At 67.9% G+C, this 19745-nt stretch carries 21 protein-coding genes; 12 read left to right on the top strand and 9 right to left on the bottom strand.

The features are described from left to right. The first annotated feature begins 12 nt into the window (after positions 1-12). The 4 genes from fabG1 to OH799_RS10405 all read left to right on the top strand — a co-directional run bounded on the left by fabG1 (position 13) and on the right by OH799_RS10405 (position 3236). On the top strand, positions 13-729 hold the full coding sequence (fabG1, locus tag OH799_RS10420; protein ID WP_406278529.1) for a 3-oxoacyl-ACP reductase FabG1: 717 nt from the start codon (positions 13-15) through the stop codon (positions 727-729). Positions 730-809: 80 nt separating this feature from the next. After that, a complete protein-coding gene (gene inhA, locus OH799_RS10415; RefSeq protein ID WP_406278526.1) occupies positions 810-1646 on the top strand; it encodes an NADH-dependent enoyl-ACP reductase InhA in 837 nt (278 codons plus the stop codon). Positions 1647-1668: 22 nt separating this feature from the next. After that, complete coding sequence (locus tag OH799_RS10410) at positions 1669-2730, top strand: ferrochelatase (RefSeq protein ID WP_406278523.1); 1062 nt, start codon at positions 1669-1671, stop codon at positions 2728-2730. Positions 2731-2804: 74 nt separating this feature from the next. Next, positions 2805-3236 (top strand): hypothetical protein, encoded by a 432-nt coding sequence (locus OH799_RS10405; RefSeq protein ID WP_406278520.1) that lies wholly within the window; start codon positions 2805-2807, stop codon positions 3234-3236. Here OH799_RS10405 and OH799_RS10400 read toward each other — a convergent pair. The 3 genes from OH799_RS10400 to OH799_RS10390 form a co-directional block, all read right to left on the bottom strand. Then, positions 3218-3529, bottom strand: coding sequence for a hypothetical protein (locus OH799_RS10400; protein WP_406278517.1), 312 nt, complete (start codon positions 3527-3529; stop codon positions 3218-3220). The two genes, OH799_RS10405 and OH799_RS10400, sit on opposite strands and share 19 nt — an antisense overlap. 158 nt (positions 3530-3687) lie before the next feature. Further along, positions 3688-4503 (bottom strand): hypothetical protein, encoded by an 816-nt coding sequence (locus OH799_RS10395; RefSeq protein ID WP_406278514.1) that lies wholly within the window; start codon positions 4501-4503, stop codon positions 3688-3690. 155 nt (positions 4504-4658) lie between these two features. Next, on the bottom strand, positions 4659-5483 hold the full coding sequence (locus OH799_RS10390) for a DUF3097 domain-containing protein (RefSeq protein WP_406278511.1): 825 nt from the start codon (positions 5481-5483) through the stop codon (positions 4659-4661). 128 nt (positions 5484-5611) lie between these two features. Here OH799_RS10390 and OH799_RS10385 point away from each other — a divergent pair, with 128 nt between their 5' ends. The 3 genes from OH799_RS10385 to OH799_RS10375 all read left to right on the top strand — a co-directional run bounded on the left by OH799_RS10385 (position 5612) and on the right by OH799_RS10375 (position 8211). Continuing rightward, entirely contained in the window at positions 5612-6043 is a 432-nt protein-coding gene (locus OH799_RS10385) for an NfeD family protein (RefSeq protein WP_406278508.1), read from the top strand. After that, positions 6043-7314, top strand: coding sequence for an SPFH domain-containing protein (locus tag OH799_RS10380; RefSeq protein ID WP_357261684.1), 1272 nt, complete (start codon positions 6043-6045; stop codon positions 7312-7314). Before OH799_RS10385 ends, OH799_RS10380 begins: the two co-directional genes overlap by 1 nt. Before the next feature lie 219 nt (positions 7315-7533). After that, positions 7534-8211 carry an O-methyltransferase gene (locus tag OH799_RS10375; protein ID WP_406278504.1) on the top strand — a complete coding sequence of 226 codons (678 nt, stop codon included), beginning with the start codon at positions 7534-7536 and terminating at the stop codon, positions 8209-8211. A 19-nt stretch (positions 8212-8230) separates the two neighbouring features. On the opposite strand, the gene OH799_RS10370 is transcribed toward OH799_RS10375, so the two are convergent. Beyond that, positions 8231-9310 (bottom strand): zinc-binding dehydrogenase, encoded by a 1080-nt coding sequence (locus tag OH799_RS10370; protein ID WP_406278501.1) that lies wholly within the window; start codon positions 9308-9310, stop codon positions 8231-8233. A gap of 48 nt (positions 9311-9358) precedes the next feature. Then, positions 9359-10045, bottom strand: a complete 687-nt coding sequence (locus tag OH799_RS10365; RefSeq protein ID WP_406278498.1) for a TetR/AcrR family transcriptional regulator — start codon at positions 10043-10045, stop codon at positions 9359-9361. A gap of 92 nt (positions 10046-10137) precedes the next feature. On the opposite strand from OH799_RS10365, the gene OH799_RS10360 reads away from it, so the two are divergent. From OH799_RS10360 to OH799_RS10345, 4 genes are all read left to right on the top strand, one after another. Then, positions 10138-11610 carry an MFS transporter gene (locus tag OH799_RS10360; RefSeq protein ID WP_406278495.1) on the top strand — a complete coding sequence of 491 codons (1473 nt, stop codon included), beginning with the start codon at positions 10138-10140 and terminating at the stop codon, positions 11608-11610. A gap of 135 nt (positions 11611-11745) precedes the next feature. Further along, positions 11746-12396, top strand: a complete 651-nt coding sequence (locus tag OH799_RS10355; protein ID WP_406278492.1) for an urease accessory protein UreF — start codon at positions 11746-11748, stop codon at positions 12394-12396. A 25-nt stretch (positions 12397-12421) separates the two neighbouring features. After that, entirely contained in the window at positions 12422-13141 is a 720-nt protein-coding gene (gene ureG / locus OH799_RS10350) for an urease accessory protein UreG (protein WP_406278489.1), read from the top strand. Next, positions 13131-13871 carry an urease accessory protein UreD gene (locus OH799_RS10345; protein WP_406278486.1) on the top strand — a complete coding sequence of 247 codons (741 nt, stop codon included), beginning with the start codon at positions 13131-13133 and terminating at the stop codon, positions 13869-13871. Before ureG ends, OH799_RS10345 begins: the two co-directional genes overlap by 11 nt. A gap of 105 nt (positions 13872-13976) precedes the next feature. Here OH799_RS10345 and OH799_RS10340 read toward each other — a convergent pair whose 3' ends face one another. Further along, positions 13977-14837 (bottom strand): hypothetical protein, encoded by an 861-nt coding sequence (locus OH799_RS10340; RefSeq protein WP_406278484.1) that lies wholly within the window; start codon positions 14835-14837, stop codon positions 13977-13979. A 333-nt stretch (positions 14838-15170) separates the two neighbouring features. Beyond that, complete coding sequence (locus OH799_RS10335; RefSeq protein ID WP_406278481.1) at positions 15171-16595, bottom strand: NAD(P)/FAD-dependent oxidoreductase; 1425 nt, start codon at positions 16593-16595, stop codon at positions 15171-15173. A gap of 225 nt (positions 16596-16820) precedes the next feature. On the opposite strand from OH799_RS10335, the gene OH799_RS10330 reads away from it, so the two are divergent. Then, positions 16821-18317: a cytochrome P450 gene (locus OH799_RS10330; RefSeq protein ID WP_406278478.1), complete on the top strand. Its 1497-nt coding sequence runs from the start codon at positions 16821-16823 to the stop codon at positions 18315-18317. A gap of 34 nt (positions 18318-18351) precedes the next feature. Here OH799_RS10330 and OH799_RS10325 read toward each other — a convergent pair whose 3' ends face one another. After that, positions 18352-19236 (bottom strand): tat pathway signal sequence, encoded by an 885-nt coding sequence (locus tag OH799_RS10325; RefSeq protein WP_406278475.1) that lies wholly within the window; start codon positions 19234-19236, stop codon positions 18352-18354. A gap of 113 nt (positions 19237-19349) precedes the next feature. Then, complete coding sequence (locus OH799_RS10320; RefSeq protein WP_406278472.1) at positions 19350-19547, bottom strand: hypothetical protein; 198 nt, start codon at positions 19545-19547, stop codon at positions 19350-19352. Between the last annotated feature and the right edge of the window lie 198 nt (positions 19548-19745).

Below are 19745 nucleotides of genomic sequence, written 5' to 3'. Positions count from 1 at the left end.
AGGTTGGTCTTCATGTCGAACATCACGTCTCGGTCGGTCCTGGTGACCGGCGGTAATCGCGGCATCGGTCTCGCGGTCGCGCAGCGTCTGCTTGCCGACGGTCACAAGGTGGCCGTCACGCATCGTGGTTCGGGGGTGCCGGACGGGCTGTTCGGTGTGAAATGCGATGTGACCGATAGTGAGTCGGTGGATCGGGCGTTCACCGAGGTGGAGCAGCATCAGGGCCCGGTCGAGGTGCTGGTGGCCAACGCGGGCATCACTGACGACACCCTGCTCATGCGGATGACCGAGGAGCAGTTCACCCGGGTTGTCGACGCCAACCTGACCGGTGCGTTCCGGGTGGCCAAGCGGGCCAACCGGGCCATGTTGCGGGCGCGCTGGGGCCGCCTGGTCTTCCTCGGCTCGGTGGTCGGTATGGGTGGCGGGCCCGGCCAGATCAATTACGCCGCCTCCAAGGCGGGCGTGATCGGCATGGCGCGATCGATCACCCGGGAACTCGGCTCGCGATCGATCACCGCCAATGTCGTCGCGCCGGGGTTCATCGAAACGGATATGACCGCGGAACTGGATGAAAAGTACCGCGACATGGCGAAGCAGTTCATTCCTCTGCAGCGGCTCGGCCAGCCGGAAGATGTTGCGGCCGTGGTCAGCTTCCTGGCCTCCGAGGACTCAGCCTATGTGTCCGGCGCCGTGATACCGGTCGACGGTGGCATGGGCATGGGCCACTGAGCTAGCCCAAAGCCGCGCGGTGCCGAGACCTTCGGGCCGCATGCAACTCAGACATTCGACTTCAGGAGAACCGAGGACTCATGGGCGGACTGCTCGAAGGCAAGACCATTCTGGTCACCGGCATCATCACCGATTCGTCGATCGCGTTCCACGCGGCGGCGGTCGCGCAGGAGCAGGGCGCGAAGGTGATCATCACCGGTATCCCGGAGCGGCTGCGGCTGATCGACCGGATCGCCAAGCGACTGCCGCAGGAGGTTCCGCCTGCCATCGGGCTCGACGTGACCAGCGAGGATGATCTCGCCGCGCTCGCTGACAAGGTGCGTCAGCTGGCGCCGGAAGGGCTCGACGGGCTGCTGCACTCGATCGCGTTCGCGCCGCGCACCCTGATGGGGCCGGAGGCGCGTCCATTCCTCGATGGTCCCGGCCCGGACGCCGCCAAGGCGTTCGAGATCTCGGCATGGAGCTACGCGTCGCTGTCGCGCGCTGTGCTCCCCGTGATGAACGAGGGCGGCTCGATCGTCGGCATGGACTTCGATCCGCGCACCGCGATGCCGTTCTACAACTGGATGGGCGTGGCGAAGGCGGCTCTGGAGTCGGTGAACCGGTACGTGGCACGGGAAGTGGGTACGGCCAAGAAGATCCGCTCGAACCTGATCGCCGCCGGTCCGATCAAGACACTGGCCGCCAAGGCGATCGCGGGCACCGCGACCGACGACGCCGCCAAGCTGAACCAGCTCAACACCTACTGGGACGGCGCGTCGCCGATCGGCTGGGACGTCGACGACCCGACGGTAGTGGCGAAGTCGATCGTCGCGCTGCTGTCGGACTGGCTGCCCGGCACCACGGGCTCGATTATCTACGTCGACGGCGGCGCCAGCCACAACACCTGGTTCCCGGAGAACATGTCGATCAACTGAGCCTGATTCGGGAGGAGGCACTGTGGTTCGTGCTGTCGACGCGCTGCTGTTGCTGTCCTTCGGCGGCCCGGAGCGTCCAGAGGACGTGATGCCGTTCCTGGAGAATGTCACCCGGGGTAGGGGAGTGCCGCGCGAACGTCTCGAAGAGGTCGCCGAACATTACCGGCATTTCGGCGGCGTCTCGCCGATCAACGCGCTCAACCGCGACATCATCGCCGCGGTCGAGACCGAATTGACCACGGTGGGTATCGATCTGCCGGTCTACTTCGGTAACCGGAACTGGGATCCCATGGTGGAGGACACCGTCGCGCGGATGGCTGCCGACGGTGTCGGTACCGCGCTGGTGTTCCCGACCTCGGCGTGGGGCGGTTACTCGGGCTGCCTGCAGTACCACGAGGACATCGCAAGGGCACGTGCGGCTTTCGGTTCCGGTGCGCCGCAATTGGTGAAACTGCGCCACTATTTCGACCACCCCCTGCTGATCGACGCGTTCGCCGACGCGATTCGCGCGGCGCGCGAGCGCCTTCCGGCCGACCGCCGTGCAGGCGCGCGACTGGTGTTCACCGCGCACTCGATTCCGGTGTCGGCCGACGCCGCTGCGGGCCCGCCTGCCGACGGTGGCCGCCTGTACAGCCGTCAGGTCGCCGACGCCGCGCGATTGTGCGCCGCCGCAACCGGTTTCACCGGCTACGACCTGGTGTGGCAGTCCAGGTCCGGCCCACCGCAGGTGCCGTGGCTGGAGCCGGACATCGCCGACCACCTCGACGACCTCGCGGCCAAGGACGTCGAGGCGGTCGTCGTTTGCCCGGTTGGCTTCGTGTCCGACCACCTCGAGGTCATCTGGGATCTCGACAACGAGGCCGCGCAGAAGGCAGCCGAGCTGGGCATGGCTTTTGCTCGCGTCGCCACGCCGGGCACCGATCCCCGTTTCGCGAAGCTGGTCGTCGAACTGACCTCCGAGTACCTGGACGAAAACGAACCCCGACGGCTTGGCGAGGTCCCGGGTTACGGCTGTACACCCAACGGCACCCCGTGCGCCGGCGGTTGCTGCGCCCCACCGCGCCGTCCCACAGTTGGGAAGTGACCTGGATCGGGCGAGATAGCATCGACTGCGCCTGAGACCGAGCGCTGAATCCATTCCCTAGGGGGTAATTCTCGATGACCTATGCCGACGTGCTGACCAACGCCGCGGTGCTCGATCCACATGCCTGGTCCGATACGAGTGTGTGGACCGTGGCGCTGGACTCGACCGAGGCCAGGCGGCGCGGTCGCAGTCGCGGCAGCGGCGGCTCGATCTGGGTCGGCATCCTCTGTATCGGGCTCGTAGTCGTCGGCATCGGGCTCGCGATCTGGCTGAGCAAGAGGAAGAACTCGAATCAGCCGCAGCAGCCGTATGCGCCGCAGCAGTACCAGCAATCGCAGCCGCCGCAGTATCAACAGCCGTATCCACCTCAGCAGGATCAGCAGCCGTATCCGCCCCAGCAGGGTTTCGGGGCGCCGCCGCAGTATCAGCAGTCCTACCCACCACAGCCGCAGCAGTACCAACCGCCGCAGCAGCAATACCAACCGCCCTACCCGCCGCAGCAGTAGCCCGTTCGGGTCGCGGCGCCGTTCGGGTGGACGCGAAGATCTTTGACCCGCACCGTGGTTCCGTCGTTTCCGCGGAGGTCGTAGGTGTTGCCGAGCACGGAGTCGGTTGTGGCGCCGAGGGGTCGTCGCGGCCGAAGGTGAGGTGAGCGCCTCGGGCAGCAGTCTGGCCGGGTCGACACAGTGCGCCGCGGTGATCCCTGGTCCGGCATGATGAGCGCGGCGCCGCAGAACTGGCCGGAGGGGCGGGTGATGAACAGCGGCGTGTCGACGGCGGCCAGCAACGGGTAGTCCACCGTCGCTCGGTGCCGCCCACGATCGCGGAGGCTGGGGCAGGCGAAGCGAGACCGATCAGCGCGGTGGCGAGGGCCGCGGCGCCACGACGGTAAGTGCGCGTGTCACACCGCCTGCTGGCAAGATCGCTGATCGCCTGTTCAACCAGATCGGCCCGGGTTCAGTGGTTGCTGCGCGCCGAGGCGTGCACCGCGACCAACCGCGCCGCGCGGATCGCGTCCCAGAGTGGGCGCAGCAGCGATTCTTGCGCGCCGATCGCGCTGGCGGAGGTGGGTGAGGCGGCGGGCTCTCGCTGCGCCACCGTGAGGATGGCCGCGACATGGTCGGCGGTATTCAGAATCCGCCTGGCGCGCAAGGGGATCGAGCCGGGGTAGTCGTGCCGGGAGTAGTCGGCGAGTTCGGCCTCGATGAGCTCGCGCGGATCGGACTCGGCCGCGCCGACGGAGGTGGTGTGGAGTTTCATCAGGGCGTCGGCGGCGTCGCGGACCGCTTCGCGCATGGCGTATTCGGCCTCGCCGAGCGACATGTCGGAGCCTGGCGCCGAGGGGATGGGGGTGCTGTAGACAGTCCACTGCAGGGTGTCGTCGTCGGCCCACTGCGGGATGAGGCCGGTGCCGTCGGAGCCGGGGACACCGATCAGGACTCCCTCCTCGGCTTCGATCGCGTCGGCGGCGAATGCCGTGCCCCCGGGCAGACCACGCACGTCGCCGGGGACCGGGAGTACCAGCCGTAGCTGTGCGCCGGGCTGCGCCATCGTCTCGCGAATCACCTTGAGCAGCGCGATGACCCCGCTCCCCGGCAGATTCCCGTGCGACGACCAAGGCAGGTCGGTGCGGCCGCCGGTGACCGGGTCACCTGCCGCGATCGTGTGCCTCGGCGCCCATGCATGCAGGGCAGCCAAGATGTCGTCGGGCGCGCTGCAGCCGGCCAGCCATGAGCCGGTCCACACCGTCAGCGTCGCACTTGGAGAGCACATAATTATCGAGCATAAAGGTTCGCGCTACTCCCGGGCATCCGTGCGGCGAGCATTCTCGAGCTGCGTGCGGTGCCGGGAGTGCCGTCCGCGGCCGCCGCTCCGTCCGCGCCGGCATCTCCTGGCATGTGGCTCCCGCACCCACTCTGGGATTCGGCCTAATCCGGCTCGGTGACGAAGTCGATCAGGCGTTCCACCGCGCCGAGCAGGGGCGCTTCCAGATCGCGGAAGGAGGTCACGGCGTCGTATACCCGCCGCCAGCCGTCCTGCGGGGTACCCCAGCCCAGGCGCGTGCAGATGCCGGTCTTCCAGTCCTCGCCGCGGGGGACCTCCGGCCATCGCGCGATGCCGACGGCCGCAGGCCGCACCGCCTGCCACACATCAATGAACGGATGTCCGGTCACGAGCACGTGCGGCCCGAGTCCGGTGGTCAGCTGCGTCTCCTTGGACCCGATGACCAGGTGGTCGACCAGCACACCGACCCGGTGTCCCGGCCCCGGGTCGAACTCCACCAGCCGCTCGGCCAGGTTGTCCAGGCCCTCCAGATGCTCGACCACCACGCCCTCGACCCGAAGGTCGTGGCCCCACACCCGCTCCACCAGGGCGGCGTCGTGCACGCCTTCCACCCAGATCCGGCTACCACGGGCCACCCTGGCACGCAGGCCCTCCACCCTGGTCGAACCGGAGGCGGAGCGGGTCTGCTTCTTCGGCGGCGCGGCGGAGGGCCGGACCAGCGTCACAGGCTGGCCATCGATGAGGAACGCGGCCGGACGCAGCGCGAACAGGCGCACCACACCGCGGGCGTCCTCCAGCTTCACGAACTCGCCGTCGTAGCTGCGATCGAAACCGACCACGGCACCGCAGAATCCGGTGGCGGCGTCCTCGACGACCAAGTCGCGTTCCGCGGTCACCGTCGGCACCGCTCGCTGCTTCGATCGAGGATGTCCGGAGAAGATGTCACCATACCTGTCACGCGCGCTCACCCGCCTGAAGCTAGCACCGCCGCTGTAAGTTTCGGTGTCACCACCCGCGCGTCAGCGCGGCGAATTCGTGCCGCGTGCTCGTGTCCTTCCGCGCCCAGAATCATGATCGGCGCACTACAGTGGGTGGCGTGGCCGCAATCTTTTGGCTGGTCGCGGGCATCCTGCTCGCGGCGGCGGAAATGCTCACCGGTGACTTCACGCTGCTGATGCTCGGTGTCGCGGCGCTCGGCACCGCGGGCGTCAGCGCCGCGGCGGATACCTCGCTGGTGGTGGATGCCATTGTGTTCGCTGTGATCTCGGGGGTGCTGTTCCTCGGTGTCCGCCCGTATATCCGTCGGCGCTTCGGTACTCCGCCGCCGATTCCGACGAATGTGGACGCCTTGCCTGGTAAGACGGCGCTGGTGCTGGAACAGGTCGCGGCCCATTCCGGGCAGGTGAAGCTGGGCGGCGAGGTATGGACCGCCCGACCGATGGACACGACCGAGGTCTACGAGCCGGGTACGACCGTCTATGTCATGAAGATCGACGGCGCGACCGCCGTCGTCTGGAAGGGGCCGTAATGGCTGTACTGATCGTCGCCGCTGTTCTCGTCCTTTTGGTCGTGGTGGTGGTCTTCAAGTCGATCGCGCTGGTGCCGCAGGCCGAGGCCGCGGTCATCGAGCGCCTCGGCCGTTATTCGCGCACCGTATCCGGCCAGCTGACGTTCCTCGTTCCGTTCGCTGATCGGATCCGGGCCAAGGTGGACTTGCGCGAGCGGGTGGTCTCCTTCCCGCCGCAGCCGGTGATCACCGAGGACAATCTGACTCTGCACATCGACACCGTGGTCTATTTCCAGGTGACCAGCCCACAGGCGGCGGTGTACGAGATCAGCAACTACATCGCCGCGGTCGAGCAGCTGACCGTCACCACGCTGCGCAACGTGGTCGGCGGCATGACGCTCGAGCAGACGCTGACCTCCCGCGATTCGATCAACGGCCAGCTGCGCGGCGTGCTCGACGAGGCGACCGGCCGCTGGGGCCTGCGCGTCGCGCGGGTCGAGCTCAAGAGCATAGATCCGCCACCGTCGATCCAGGAGTCGATGGAGAAGCAGATGAAGGCCGACCGCGAGAAGCGCGCCATGATCCTCACGGCGGAGGGCACGCGCGAATCGCAGATCAAGACGGCCGAGGGTTCCAAGCAAGCGCAGATCCTGTCCGCGGAAGGCGCCAAGCAGTCGGCGATCTTGGCGGCCGAAGGTGAACGGCAGAGCCGGATCCTGCGCGCGCAGGGTGAGCGAGCCGCCTCCTACCTGCAGGCACAGGGCCAAGCCAAGGCCATCGAAAAGGTTTTCGCCGCTATCAAATCCGGCAAGCCCACACCGGAACTGCTTGCCTACCAATACCTGCAGACGCTGCCGATGGTCGCCCGCGGTGACGCCAACAAGGTGTGGCTGGTGCCCAGCGACTTCGGTAAGGCGCTCGAAGGGTTCGCCAAGAGTTTCGGCACCCAAGGTGAGGACGGCGTCTTCCGCTACGAACCGCCCGCGACCGACGGCTCCGAAGTCAAGCCGGAGGACGACTCCGACGTCGCGGACTGGTTCGACACCGCGCCCGACCCGACCATCGAGCGGGCCGTCCGCGCCGCCGAGGCGACGGCACGCACTCCGGTCGAGGGCATGACGCCCACACCGCCGCCGGGTTACCAACCCTCCCCACATCAGCCGGTCCTCCCCCCGCAGGAAGCCTTCCCGCCCCAACAGCCATCACAACAGCAGCCGCCGCAGCCGCCGGCTTATCGCCCCGACGATCCGCACGGCCGCCCCTGGCAGCCCCCGGAGAACTTGTCGAAGTAGTGCACCCACATCGCCCCGGGCTCCGCTGGAGTCCGGGGCGATGTCGTCGGCTGTCGCGGAATTCGCTGGCCGAATTGTGTGACAGGCGCGGATCGCCGCAACGATCACGTCGGCGACGTCGCGCATGCCGTGCGAGGTGAGGTGGTACGGGATGGTGATCGGCAGGTTACTCGGGAAGCTGATCCCCGGCGGGTGGAATCGAGTGGCAGACTTCCAGGTATGACGACACCCGGATGGGCCGACGTGGACCGCTACATCGTGGACACACTGGTGGTGGATGAGGACTCCGAAGCGGCGCTGGGGGCGAACAAGGCGGCGGGGCTGCCTTCGATCGACGTGTCACCGGCGCAGGGGAAATTCCTGCATCTGCTCGCCAGGACGGTCCGGGCGCGGCGGGTGCTGGAGATCGGCACGCTCGGTGGATACAGCACGATCTGGCTCGCCCGTGCGGTCGGCCCGAAAGGGCAGGTGGTCACCCTCGAGTTCGCGGCTCAACACGCCGAGGTCGCCCGCGCGAACCTCGACCGGGCCGGTGTCGGCGACCGGGTGGAGATCCGTGTCGGCGCAGCGCTCGACAATCTGCCCGTACTCGCGGCGGAGGACCCGGAGCCGTTCGACCTGGTGTTCATCGACGCGGACAAGGTGAACAACTCGAACTATGTGTTGTGGGCGCTGCGCCTGACCCGGCCCGGTTCGGTGATCGTCGTCGACAACGTGGTGCGCGGTGGCGCACTCGCCGAGGAACACTCCGATGACCCGAACGCCCAGGCCGGCCGTGACCTGCTCGACCTGCTCGCCGCCGAACCGAGCCTGGATGCGACCGTGGTTCAAACCGTTGGCAGCAAGGGCTGGGACGGTTTCGCCTACGCCGTTGTGAACGGCGACATCGGCGACTGAGCAGATTCTGCCGCGGAGGTCAGTCCACTGCGCGGCCCCGTTCGGGCCGGTTACCGGTGCCGTGCGTCGGCCAGCTCGGCAAGCCGACGCGGGGCGCGTTCGGCTGAGGGATGAGGACCACCTTTCCGGTTGTCGCGCGCGTCTCCAGCGCGTGGTGGGCGGCGGCGGCTTCGGCGAGCGGGAAGCGGTGCACCGCGGGGCGCAGGCGACCGGCCGCCGCCTCTGCCATCGCGCGCTTCTCCAGTACGCGCAGATCGCCGCCGGCGCGCGCGAGCATCGGCGGGCCGATCACCACGTGGGAGGTGACACCGCGCGCGGCCAGTTCGTCGACCGAGAGCGACTGCCGCACTTGCTCATCCGACGTCTGGCCGGACCAGCCGTAGATCAGGTGCTGCCCGCCCTTGCCGAGCAGACCGAGGGCGGCACGGGCGATCTCGCCGCCTACCGAGTCGAACAGCACGCTGGCGCCGCGGTCGCCGATACGTTCCCGAACCTGCTCGGGCCAGTCCGGTCGCAGGTAGTCCACCGCGAGATCGGCGCCGTTACGTCGCACCTGATCGACTTTCGCGGGCCCACCGGCAAGCCCGATCACCATCGCCCCGGCATTCTTGGCGTACTGCACCAGCAGCGTGCCGATGCCGCCCGCGGCGGCCGTCACCATGGCGACGCTGGCGGGGCCGAGTTCGGTGAACTGGAGGATGCCCGAGGTGGTACGGCCGGTGCCGATCATCGCCACCGCCTCGGCTGAATCGAGATTCGCCGGAATCTCGTGGAGCCGAGCGACTTCCGTCACGGCGAGTGCCGCGTAACCACCGGGCACCGCGCCGAGGTGGGCCACCACCCGTGCGCCGAGGTGACTCGGGTCGACATCGGCGCCGATCCGGTCGACGGTGCCCGCGACTTCGCGGCCGGGGATGGTCGGCAGTTCCGGCAGGGGGAACGGTCCGGTCTGGCCCTTCCGCAGCATGGTGTCGACAAGGTGGACTCCAGCGGCCGCCACCGCTATCCGTACCTGCCCGGGGCCGGGCGCTGGGTCAGGCAGGGTTTCGTACTGGAGGTTCTCGGCTGGGCCGAAGGCATGGAGGCGAATGGCGTACATGGTGACTCCTGTTGGTGAGGCAGTTGCCGACCACCCTTCAACATCAAGCTAGGTTGGGGTCAAGGGCTTTCGGCGCGCTGCCCGTGCGGCGAACCCGTCGCAGAGTGCGTCGAGCCCGACGTAGAGCAGTTCCTCCTGGGTCAGATCGTTGACGCCGCTACCCTCGAGATCTACCAGCGCGGGTGGGACCGGCAGCTGTGCCGCCCCTTTCAGTAGCGTCCGCAGCCCGTTGTCGCCCTCGGGGTTCATACCCTTGCGCGCCATCAGTGTGGCGCTGATCTCCGGCAGGGTGGCGCCGGAGATGTAGTTCCACACGGTGAAGGCCATGGTTGTCGCCTCGCGGGTCGAGACATCGAGCTCCAGAAAGCCTTCGACCAGCCAGGCCAGACAGGCCAGACTCTGCGGCCCGAAGCTGTAGCGCGGGGTGGCGAAGGTGAGCAGCACCCACGGATGTTGGCGATAGAGGGTCCAGTCGATCTCTGCGGCGATACGCACCCGGTCACGCCAGGTCCACTGCTGACCCTCCGGCGAAGGGTATGGATTGCGCCGGGCTACCTCGTCGGTCATCGACGCCAGCAGCTCGTCTTTGTTCGCTACGTGGCGATAGAGCGACATGGCGCCCACGCCCATCCGCTCGGCTATGCGCCGCATGGACAGCGCGTCCAGGCCCTCGGCGTCGGCGAGCGCGATCGCGGTGTCGACGATGGCGGCGCGATGCAGCTTGGGTTCGGTCATCCCATGACTCGCTTTCCGTTCCGTGGCGGGTTGCGTACACTGTACCCGGACCTATGCGTACGGCGTACGCGGCACGGGAGAGGAAGTTCGGAATGACGGATCTGGAGGCGGTGCGGACCGCACCGGGCACGGTGGCCTCGCGCCGCGCCTGGCTGGGCCTCGCGGTATTGGTGCTGCCGGTGCTGCTGGTGTCGATGGACATCTCGGTACTGTTCCTCGCGCTGCCGACCCTCACCGTCGACCTGGCCCCTTCGGCGGACCAGCAACTATGGATTCTCGACATCTATGGGTTCCTGATCGCGGGCCTGCTGATCACCATGGGCAACCTCGGTGACCGGATCGGCCGGCGCAACATCCTCCTCGCGGGAGCCACCGTCTTCGGGATAGCGTCGGTGATCGCGGCGTTCGCGCCGAGCGCGGGTGTTCTCATCGCGGCGCGGGCGCTGATGGGCATCGGCGGCGCGACCCTTCTGCCGTCCAGCCTGGCGCTGATCTCCAGCCTGTTTTCCGATGCCCGCGAGCGGGCCGCCGCGATCGGCGTCTGGACGGCGTTCTTCGCGGGGGGCTCGGCCGTCGGGCCGATTATCGGTGGGGTGTTGCTGCACCAGTTCTGGTGGGGTTCGGTGTTTCTCATCAACATTCCGGTGCTGCTTATCCTGCTCGCGTTCGGTCCGTTCGTACTGCCGGAACATCGGGCAGGCGTGCTCGGTCCGCTGGATCTGCCGAGCGCCATACTGTCCATCGGCGGCATTCTCCCGATGGTGTACGGCATCAAGCACGCCGCGACCGAGGGGATCGATGCGCAGGCGACCGTCATCGCGCTGATCGGCGCGGTGATCCTGGCCGTGTTCGTCCGCAGGCAGCGCCAGCTCGACGAACCGCTGCTGGATCTGCGGCTGTTCGGCCGGGCCCAGTTCTCGGTGGCCATCGGTTCCAGCCTGGCCGGCATGATGTCCCTGGCGGGCATGAGCTACCTCACCAGTATCTATCTGCAATCGGTGACCGGGCGCGAGCCGCTGGCCGCGGCGTTGCTGGGCATTCCGATGGCGGCCGCGGTGTTCGTCTGTTCGATGAGCGGTGCGCGGGTCGGCCACCGGCTCGGCGCGCGTACCACGTTCGTGTTCGCGCTGCTCGCCTCGGCGGTCGGCAACCTGATGCTGCTCGGCGTCGGCGTGCAGAGCGGTCTCTGGTGGTATCTGACCGGGTCCACGGTCGCCGGCATCGGTTACGGCCTCGCCTTCACGCTGGTGTCGGACGTCGCGGTGTCATCCGTGCCGCCCGCGCGGGCCGGGTCGGCCGTCGGTATTTCCGAGACGAGCTTCGAGCTGGGCAACGCGCTGGGGCTCGCGCTGCTCGGTTCGCTTGCGGCGCTGATCTTCCGTTCCGGCGGCGACTACGCGGCCACGCTCGGCGAAACCGTCCAGCGTGCCAACGGCAATGCGGCGTTGCTCGAGTCCGCGCGTGCATCATTTGTCAGCGGAATGCATATCGCGGTGGCGGTCGGCGCGACGGTGCTCATGGCTATGGCGCTGATCGCACGGTTCGCCTCGCCCGCGAAGCGGTGAGCGGCTGCAGGCATGGACCGACCACGACGCGCGAGGCCGCGCAGTCATCGACTGTAGCTTCCGTCGCTGACCCGCCGGAACGTCCGCGAAACTCCCGCGACACCTGCGCGACACGCCGGGACATAAGATCGACGAATGCGGGAATCCGGAGCGACAAGTCTGGCGACATTGCTCGCGCTCGCCGACTCGAGGCTGCCGATCGGCGGGCACGTGCACTCCGGCGGTGTCGAAGAGGCCGTCGCATCCGGTCTGGTCCGCGACGTCGTGTCCGTCGAGCTGTATCTGCGCCGCAGGATCCGGAGTTCCGGGTTGGTCGCGGCGTCGTTGGCCGCGGCGGTGTGCGCGGGGGAACTCGATCCGGTGCGCGCCGAGGCCGAGACCGACGCGCGGACACCCGCGCCCGGTGCGCGGACCGCATCCCGCGCACAGGGCCGCGGCCTGCTGCGCCTCGCTAAACAGCTGTGGTCCCGACCGGATTGGTCGGCGCTGGGCGCGACACCGCACCTGTCCACCGTCTTCGGCGTAGTCGGCGCGACCTGTGCGGTGTCGCCGAGGGAAACGGCGGGTGTCGTCGTCTACACCACGCTCACCGGTGCGGCGACCGCCGCTCAGCGCTTGCTTGCCCTGGACCCCGCCGCGGTCGCCGCATGCACGATTCGTCTCGCCGACCTGTGTGACCGCACCGCTGAGCAGGCGGCTACCGGTCTCGCCGCGGTGTCCGATCCGCTGCAGGACGCGCTCGCCCAGCGCCACCTGCAACGCGAAATGCCGCTGTTCGCCAGCTGAAGCCTCGGGAGAAGGAGATCGCGCAATGCCCCCGCACCTGATCGACGGTGAGCCACACGACCATATCCACGATCGGCCCAAGCGGGCACGCACACCCGGCGAGGCGCTGCGCATCGGCATCGGTGGCCCGGTCGGGTCGGGCAAGACCGCGCTGGTGGCCGCGCTGTGCAGGCAGCTGCGCGACGAGCTGTCGCTGGCGGTGCTGACCAACGACATCTACACCACCGAGGACGCCGACTTCCTGCGCCGCCACGCTGTGCTGCCGGACGAACGCATCACCGCCGTGCAGACCGGCGGCTGCCCCCACACCGCTATTCGCGACGACATCACCGCGAACCTGGACGCCATCGACGACCTGGTCGCGGCTAACCCCCCACTGGATCTGATCCTGGTCGAATCCGGCGGCGACAACCTCACCGCGACCTTCTCATCCGGACTGATCGACGTGCAAATCTTCGTCGTCGACGTGGCGGGCGGTGACAAGGTCCCGCGCAAAGGCGGCCCCGGGGTGACATTTTCGGATCTGCTGGTGATCAACAAGACCGACCTGGCTCCGCTGGTCGGCGCCGATCTCGGCGTGATGGAGCGGGACGCAGCGCAGGTGCGCGATGGCCGCCCGACCGCGCTGATCTCGCTCACCGAAGACCCGGCCGCCATCCCGGTACTTTCCTGGGTGCGCCAGCAGTTGCGCACGGCAGCCGAGCAGGACCGCGCGGCAGGCGCTGAATCCTCAGTTGCGCACTGAGCTACGGATAGTCGCGACCAACGCGACCCTCCCGGAGATCCATGCGAGCGGCGGACTGTCGGCTCGCCGTACCGGCCCGCACATGGTGCATCTGATCGGCACCGCCGCCACGCCGCTGGGTGGTGATCAGCTCGATATCACCATTGCGGTCGGACCGGGCGCCGAGCTTGTGGTGCGTTCGGTCGCGGCGACCATCGCGCTACCGAGCGTGGCGACTCCGCTGTCGATCGGTCGCTGGCACTTCGAGATCGGCAGCGGGGGCACACTGGATATCGATCCCGAGCCGATGATCGTCGCGGGCGGTGCGCGGCACCACACCGTCACCACGATCCGGCTGGCCTCCGATGCCCGGTTGCGGATGCGCGAACGAATTCAGATCGGCCGCGCCGGCGAGGACGACGGTTGGTGGCACGGAGAGCTGATCGCCGACCTCGACGCCACGCCGCTGCTGCGCCATCGCCTGGAACTGGGTGCGGGTACGCCGGCAGACGATGCGCTGGCGGCCCCGCGCGCACTGGAGAGCGAACTCGTCTACCCCGACAAGCGCCCGGTGGCGACAACAGGATTGACGCAGACTCGGCTGCCGCTCGCGGCCGGCGGCAGCTTGTTCACTCGCACCGGGTCGCTGCTCGCTGTCCCCGGTGACCCGGAGGGGATCGGTGTCGACCCGCCGTTGGCGCCGCGCTCCGATGGCGCCCCGACATTCCGAAGTCGGCCTCGCGAGTCGTAATGAACGGCTGGTGTGCCGAATTCGTCTAGCTACGGTGTAATCCGTACGGGGCGGGAGAAAAGTGGCGGGAACCCGACAATGTCGTCGGGTTCCCACCCTTCTCGGTCATTCTTTGAACGCACCGTCTGATGACTCGCTGATGGCACGCGGTGGCGCGCTGAGAGAGTGCACCGCACCGACGGCCGCACCGACGCCCGCCCCGATGGCCGCGATGGGGACGGCGATGACAGCAGCGCCGTAAGCGATGCTTATGGGAATGGCGGCGAGGCCGATCGGCGCGAACGGCAGGCCGATGGCTGTGCCGATCACGCCCCCGACGGCTGCCGAAAACAGCGCGAAAGGGCTCGCTATCGCCGCGCCTGTCGCCGCGCCTGTCGCCGCGGCGCCGACGGTCTCGCTTGCGATCCTGTCAGACCTGCTGCGTTCCATTCCGATCGAGTCGAGGAATGTCGCCATATTGGCCTCGGCTACCGCTGCGCCGTCGTTGATCTGGATGGCTTGCTCGCGATAGAGCTGCGATTCCGGCGCGTCGACCACCACGTCACCGAAGCGGAACTTGCCCGGCGGCGGCGCGATCGGCGGAACCGGAGCGACCGGAACGGGCCCGTGTAGAGGGCCGAGGGGCGCCAGGTACTTTCTGTCCGGCATCGGCCGCGCCCACTGCAGTGAACTCAGCGTGCCCTCCGGGATCTGCCGCCCCATGTACGGATGCACATTCGGCTCTTCGGCGGCAGGCCACTGCGCCGACTCGTCGGTCTGGTCGGTCTGGGGGTCGGCTTGCGGGTCGGTCTGGTTGGTCTGGGGGTCGGTCTGGTTGGTCTGGGGGTCGGCTTGCGGGTCGGTCTGGTTGGTCTGCGGGTCGGTCTGGTCGGGCTGGGTCACCGGCGGGGTGGGCCGAGCGGGCTCGGCGTTCGCAGTGCCGGTTCCCACCAGCAGCGCCAGTGGAACCGCTACCGCCACGACCATCGAGCTCATTCTCTGTCGCTGCGGGTCGTGAACTCCGTGCTTGCCTGTGCCCATCGATCACCTTTCGTACGGAAAGAGACTTTCGACGCCGACATTCGTACCTGCTGGCCACGCGGATTGGTTGTTCTCTCGGTGACACAACAGCGCGAGCATAGCTGAAGAGTTGCTATTAGGTGGCTGCTTGAGCAAGCTTCCGCCTCGACGCTGAAGCCGCCCGGATCGGGCCGCTCGACGGGCCGGGACGGCAACCCGTGACGTGGGGCCCGGAAAGGGCCGACCGGAAAGGGTCGACGAGGAGACCACGAAGGTCCGCCGGATGGGTGCAAACGGGCGTCAGCCCGCCTTCGCGTCCCTGGTGGCTTTGTCCACCGCGACCCGGCTGTTGCTGGCGGCACCGAGCGTGGCGGCGAGTTCTTCGGCGTCCTCGTCGTCGCCGGTACTGATGGCTTCCAAGGCGAGCCGCGCGAATACCCACTGCTCGGTGGCGGCCATCTGTCCGCGAGTGCGCCCGAGGAAGGTGACGAACCACTGGATGACGGTGATGATCCGGCTGCGGTAGCCGACCAGGTAGTACAGGTGCAGCCCGAGCCATGCCAGCCATGCGAGGAAACCGCCGAACTCCAGCTTGCCCACCTGGCATACAGCGCTGAACCGCGAGACGGTGGCCATGCTGCCCTTGTTGAAGTACTTGAACGGCTTACGTTCCGCCTGGCCGTTCAGCCCCGCTTTGATCTGCTTGGCGGCGTAGGTCGCGCCCTGAATGGCGCCCTGCGCCTGGCCCGGCACATTCGGTACCGACATCAGGTCGCCGACGACGAAGACGTTCGGGTGGCCCTTGACGGTCAGATCCGGCTCGACCACGACCCGGCCCGCCCGGTCGACCTCGGTGCCATCGGACTGTTCCGCGATCATCTTGCCCAGCGGGCTGGCCTGCACGCCGGCCGACCACACCTTGCACGCCGACTCGATGCGGCGCACCGTGCCGTCGGAGTCCTTGACTGTGACGCCGAACGCGTCGACATCGATCACCATGGCGTTGAGCTGGATCTCCACGCCCATCTTCGCCAGCCGCCGTTCGGCCTTGCCGCCGAGCTTCGGCCCCATCGGTCCGAGTACGGCGCCCGCGCCCTCGAGCAGCACGACGCGCGCATCGCGCGGATCGATGTTGTGGAAAGTGCCCTCCAGCGTGCGGTCGGCGAGTTCGGCGATCTGCCCGGCCAGCTCGACGCCGGTGGGGCCCGCACCGACGATGACGAAGGTCAGCAGCCGGTCGCGCTGCTCCTGGGTGGTGGCCAGCTCGGCCTGTTCGAACGCGCCGAGAATACGCCCGCGTAGCTCGAGTGCGTCATCGATGGTCTTCATGCCGGGGGCGTACGTGGCGAACCGGTCGTTGCCGAAGTAGGACTGCTGCGCGCCGGTCGCCACGATCAGGCTGTCGAACGGGGTGGCGGTGTCCTGGTCCAGCAGGCGCGAGGTGACGATCTTGTTCTGCAGGTCGATGCCGGTGACCTCGCCGAGCAGCACCTGCGCGTTCTTCTGCTTGCGCAGGACGAGCCGGGTGGCGGGCGCGATCTCGCCGGTCGACAGGATTCCGGTGGCGACCTGATAGAGCAGCGGCTGGAACAGGTGTGTGGAGGTTTTGGAGATCAGGGTGACATCGACGTCGGCGCGCTTGAGGTGCTTGGTGCCGAACAGGCCGCCGAAGCCCGAACCGATCACCACCACCCGGTGACGGTTCTCGACAGTCTGAGTGCTCATCGTCCTGCTCCTCGATGGACCGGGGGTTCGTCCCCGGCAACGGTTCCTGACACGCCCAACCGTAGTCGGCGCGCCCTCCACCGTCACGACGAGATCCCGGTCCTGGCATGTCGCAGTGCGACATCTCACCGCGGCCGGGCGATTGCGGCGAGGCATGTCGCGCGAACCGACCGAGCGAATGCGCGAAGAAGAATACGATGGAAATCGTCGCTGAGGAGGTTTGCCATGGTCGCCGGGGACCGTGTGGTCGGCCGTAAACCCAGCGTGCAATCCGAATCCGAGAATCAAGCGCTGATCGAGGTCCCGCATAGGCATTTGATCGACCGCGCCCTCGGGTTGCTGCCGGAACGGCACCAGGTGCTGGCCACTCCACCGCAGGGCAGCGCGATCGCCCCGGTCCAGGGCGACGCCGGGTTGCCGTATCTCGGCCGGGCGTTGCACTACATGCGCTGGGGTCCAGCCGAGATCATGGAGCGCTATCGCCGATACGGTCCGGTCTCGTTGAACACCTCGCTCGGCGTCGACCGGGTGTTGGTCGCCGGTCCGGACGCGATCGACGAGGTGCTGGGCCGCAGGCGCCGCGATTTCGGGCAGGGCTGGGACTACTTCATCGGCCCGTTCTTCCGCCGCGGATTGCTGTTGCTGGAATTCGACGAACACAAATTCCACCGAAGGATCATGCAACAGGCCTTCACCAGAGACCGGCTGGAGGCGCATCTCGCCGCGCTGACCCCGGTGGTGCGCGCGAGTATCGGACGGTGGGTTCCTCAGGGGCGCAACGCGGAACGCACCGTGGGCCTGTATCCCATGCTCAAGGAGCTGACTCTCGATATCGCGGGAGAGAGCTTCATGGGCGTCGACGTCGGTGCACGGCGCAAACAGCTCATCGATGCTTTCGTCGACTGCACCCACGCCGGGCTTGCCATCATCCGGCACTCGGTGCCGGGCGGCAACTGGCGGGCCGGGCTGCGCGGCCGCAAGGTACTCGAGGAGTACTTCACCGCGATGCTGCCGGAGAAGCGCCGCACTGTATCGCCGGACTTCTTCTCCGGGCTGTGTCATGCGCGTAGCGAGGACGGCGGTGTCTTCGGCGACGCCGACGTGGTGAACCACATGATCTTCCTGATCATGGCCGCGCACGACACCACGACCACGACTGCCACCGCGGTCGCCTACTACCTGGGCAAACATCCCGAGTGGCAGGAACGGGTGCGCGCCGAGGTCCTTGCGATGGACGACCGGGTCCGCAACGCGCCGCCGACCATCGCGGACCTGGAGGGTCTGCGCGATCTGGATCTGGTGGTCAAGGAGAGTCTGCGGCTGATGCCGCCGGTTCCCGGGTTCTCGCGCCGCGCTGTGCGCGATACCGAGATCGCGGGCCACTACATTCCGGCGGGCGCCCCGGTCGATGTGGCCTACCAGGTCAATCACCTGTTGCCTGAGCTGTGGACGCGGCCGGAGGTATTCGATCCCGAGCGGTTCGGCGAGCAGCGGCGCGAGGACAAGTCGCACCGTCTGGCCTGGCTACCGTTCGGCGCGGGTGCGCACAAGTGCATCGGGATGCACTTCGGCACATTCGAGGTGAAGACGATGACCGCCGCACTGGTGCGCGAGTACGAGTGGTCCATCCGGGAGAAATATCGAATGCCCTGGGGATTCACCACGATCCCCTTCCCGAGGGACGGTGCGCCGATGATGCTGCGCAGGCGCTCGGCCGGCTGACGGGAGAGCGCGCCGCCCCGCCGGGCGCCGCGGGTCAGCGTCCGGAGAAGAGCAGCTGGGCGACCTTGGTGTCGGTGTCGGCGCCCTCTGCGTAGCCGCCCGTGTCACCCAGCGAGTTCATCACGGCCAGGGTGTAGCGCTCCCCCGGCCCGGCGAAGCCGACCGAGTTCACGACCCAGCCACCCTGCTCGGCGGACCAGCCGTTCTTCAGGCCAGGACGCATCTGCTCACCCGCGCCCCACACACCCCAGTGCTGATTGGAGTCCACCGCACGCATCCGGTCGACCAGGTAGTTGCGGTCGTCGGGGTGCATCTGGTTGAGGATGTGGTCCATCAGCCGATCCAGGTCGGCGGCGGTGCACTTCTGGAACGACCAGTCCGGGAACAGGGCGGTGTTGGTCGGCTGCGGCTCCAGCGTGGACATCCCGTTGGCGCGGAACGCGTTGTTGAACGCCATACGGTCGATGCCCGCGTACTTGACCCACAACCGGTCCGCGGCGCCGTCGTTGGAGGTGGCCAGCATTGATTCCAGCAGCCCGCGGTCGTCCGGCGACAGCGTGATCGCCCCGAGGCGTGCGCGGTTCAGCAGATCCGCGGCGATCGCGAGTTTGATCGTGGACGCGGTCCAGACCGCGTTCTCCGCATTGCCGTTGGCGTAGACCCCGCCGGAGACCCGGTCGCGCACGACGTAGCCGGTGATGCCGGGACGGCTGTTCAGGTAGGCGTCGACGCTGGCGATGCGGCTGCTCATATCGCAGTCGAAACCGGGCAGGCACGCCTGCGTATGCGCGAGCGGCGCCGCGCCCGCGGTCGGGAGCATGGCGGGTACGCTCGGAACGAGGATCGCCGCGGCGGCGAGGACACAGGCTGAGGCGGCGACGCGGGGAATGGCCCGGGTGGCGGGGGTCGGGTAACGCACGAGGGACCACGATCGCACATCCCGGCTCCGGACGCACGTCTTGAGCTCGGTCGCAGGTTGTGCTAGCGATGGTTGCGCACTTGTGCCGCAGTGGGTTTCGGCCATGGACATGGTCAGCGGAAAGCGGCGCGCAGCTCTTCGACGGTGCGTCCGTTGAGGCGGTAGCAGTGCTCGAACGCCTCGGTGTGCTGGTCGCGGGGCCAGGAATGAAGGATGACGGTGCGACCGTAGTGGCGGGAGTTGACGAGCTCCCAGCAGTCACCGATCCGGCGGACCGTGAACCCGCCTCTCGGAACCAGGGGAATCACCATCGCATCCATGAACGCGAACCAGCCTTTCGGTGCAGCTCTCTCGTTCCTCCCCGGTTCAGCACTGTTGCACATCAGGCCTGCGGATCCTGCGTGACACGGCGGACGAATCCGTTCTCGTGTGGTCTATTTCACTTCTGTCCGGCAGGGGCGATGCAGTTGCGCGTCGGTCGCTGGGCGTATAAACGTGCACGAAGCCCG

Origin of the sequence: Nocardia sp. NBC_00881 (assembly GCF_045207455.1) — a bacterium.
Taxonomy (GTDB): Bacteria; Actinomycetota; Actinomycetes; order Mycobacteriales; family Mycobacteriaceae; genus Nocardia.
The sequence above is the reverse complement of the archived record's forward strand: the minus strand, read 5'-3'. Positions and strand labels throughout refer to the sequence as shown.

Excerpts from the sequence above, each read along its gene's own strand:
- fabG1 (WP_406278529.1), top strand. The coding sequence starts at position 13 with ATGTCGAACATCACGTCTCGGTCGGTCCTGGTGACCGGCGGTAATCGC.
- inhA (WP_406278526.1), top strand. The coding sequence starts at position 810 with ATGGGCGGACTGCTCGAAGGCAAGACCATTCTGGTCACCGGCATCATC.
- OH799_RS10405 (WP_406278520.1), top strand. The coding sequence starts at position 2,805 with ATGACCTATGCCGACGTGCTGACCAACGCCGCGGTGCTCGATCCACAT.
- OH799_RS10395 (WP_406278514.1), bottom strand. The coding sequence starts at position 4,503 with ATGTGCTCTCCAAGTGCGACGCTGACGGTGTGGACCGGCTCATGGCTG.
- OH799_RS10380 (WP_357261684.1), top strand. The coding sequence starts at position 6,043 with ATGGCTGTACTGATCGTCGCCGCTGTTCTCGTCCTTTTGGTCGTGGTG.
- OH799_RS10375 (WP_406278504.1), top strand. The coding sequence starts at position 7,534 with ATGACGACACCCGGATGGGCCGACGTGGACCGCTACATCGTGGACACA.
- OH799_RS10370 (WP_406278501.1), bottom strand. The coding sequence starts at position 9,310 with ATGTACGCCATTCGCCTCCATGCCTTCGGCCCAGCCGAGAACCTCCAG.
- OH799_RS10365 (WP_406278498.1), bottom strand. The coding sequence starts at position 10,045 with ATGACCGAACCCAAGCTGCATCGCGCCGCCATCGTCGACACCGCGATC.
- OH799_RS10360 (WP_406278495.1), top strand. The coding sequence starts at position 10,138 with ATGACGGATCTGGAGGCGGTGCGGACCGCACCGGGCACGGTGGCCTCG.
- OH799_RS10355 (WP_406278492.1), top strand. The coding sequence starts at position 11,746 with ATGCGGGAATCCGGAGCGACAAGTCTGGCGACATTGCTCGCGCTCGCC.
- ureG (WP_406278489.1), top strand. The coding sequence starts at position 12,422 with ATGCCCCCGCACCTGATCGACGGTGAGCCACACGACCATATCCACGAT.
- OH799_RS10340 (WP_406278484.1), bottom strand. The coding sequence starts at position 14,837 with ATGGTCGTGGCGGTAGCGGTTCCACTGGCGCTGCTGGTGGGAACCGGC.
- OH799_RS10335 (WP_406278481.1), bottom strand. The coding sequence starts at position 16,595 with ATGAGCACTCAGACTGTCGAGAACCGTCACCGGGTGGTGGTGATCGGT.
- OH799_RS10330 (WP_406278478.1), top strand. The coding sequence starts at position 16,821 with ATGGTCGCCGGGGACCGTGTGGTCGGCCGTAAACCCAGCGTGCAATCC.
- OH799_RS10320 (WP_406278472.1), bottom strand. The coding sequence starts at position 19,547 with ATGGTGATTCCCCTGGTTCCGAGAGGCGGGTTCACGGTCCGCCGGATC.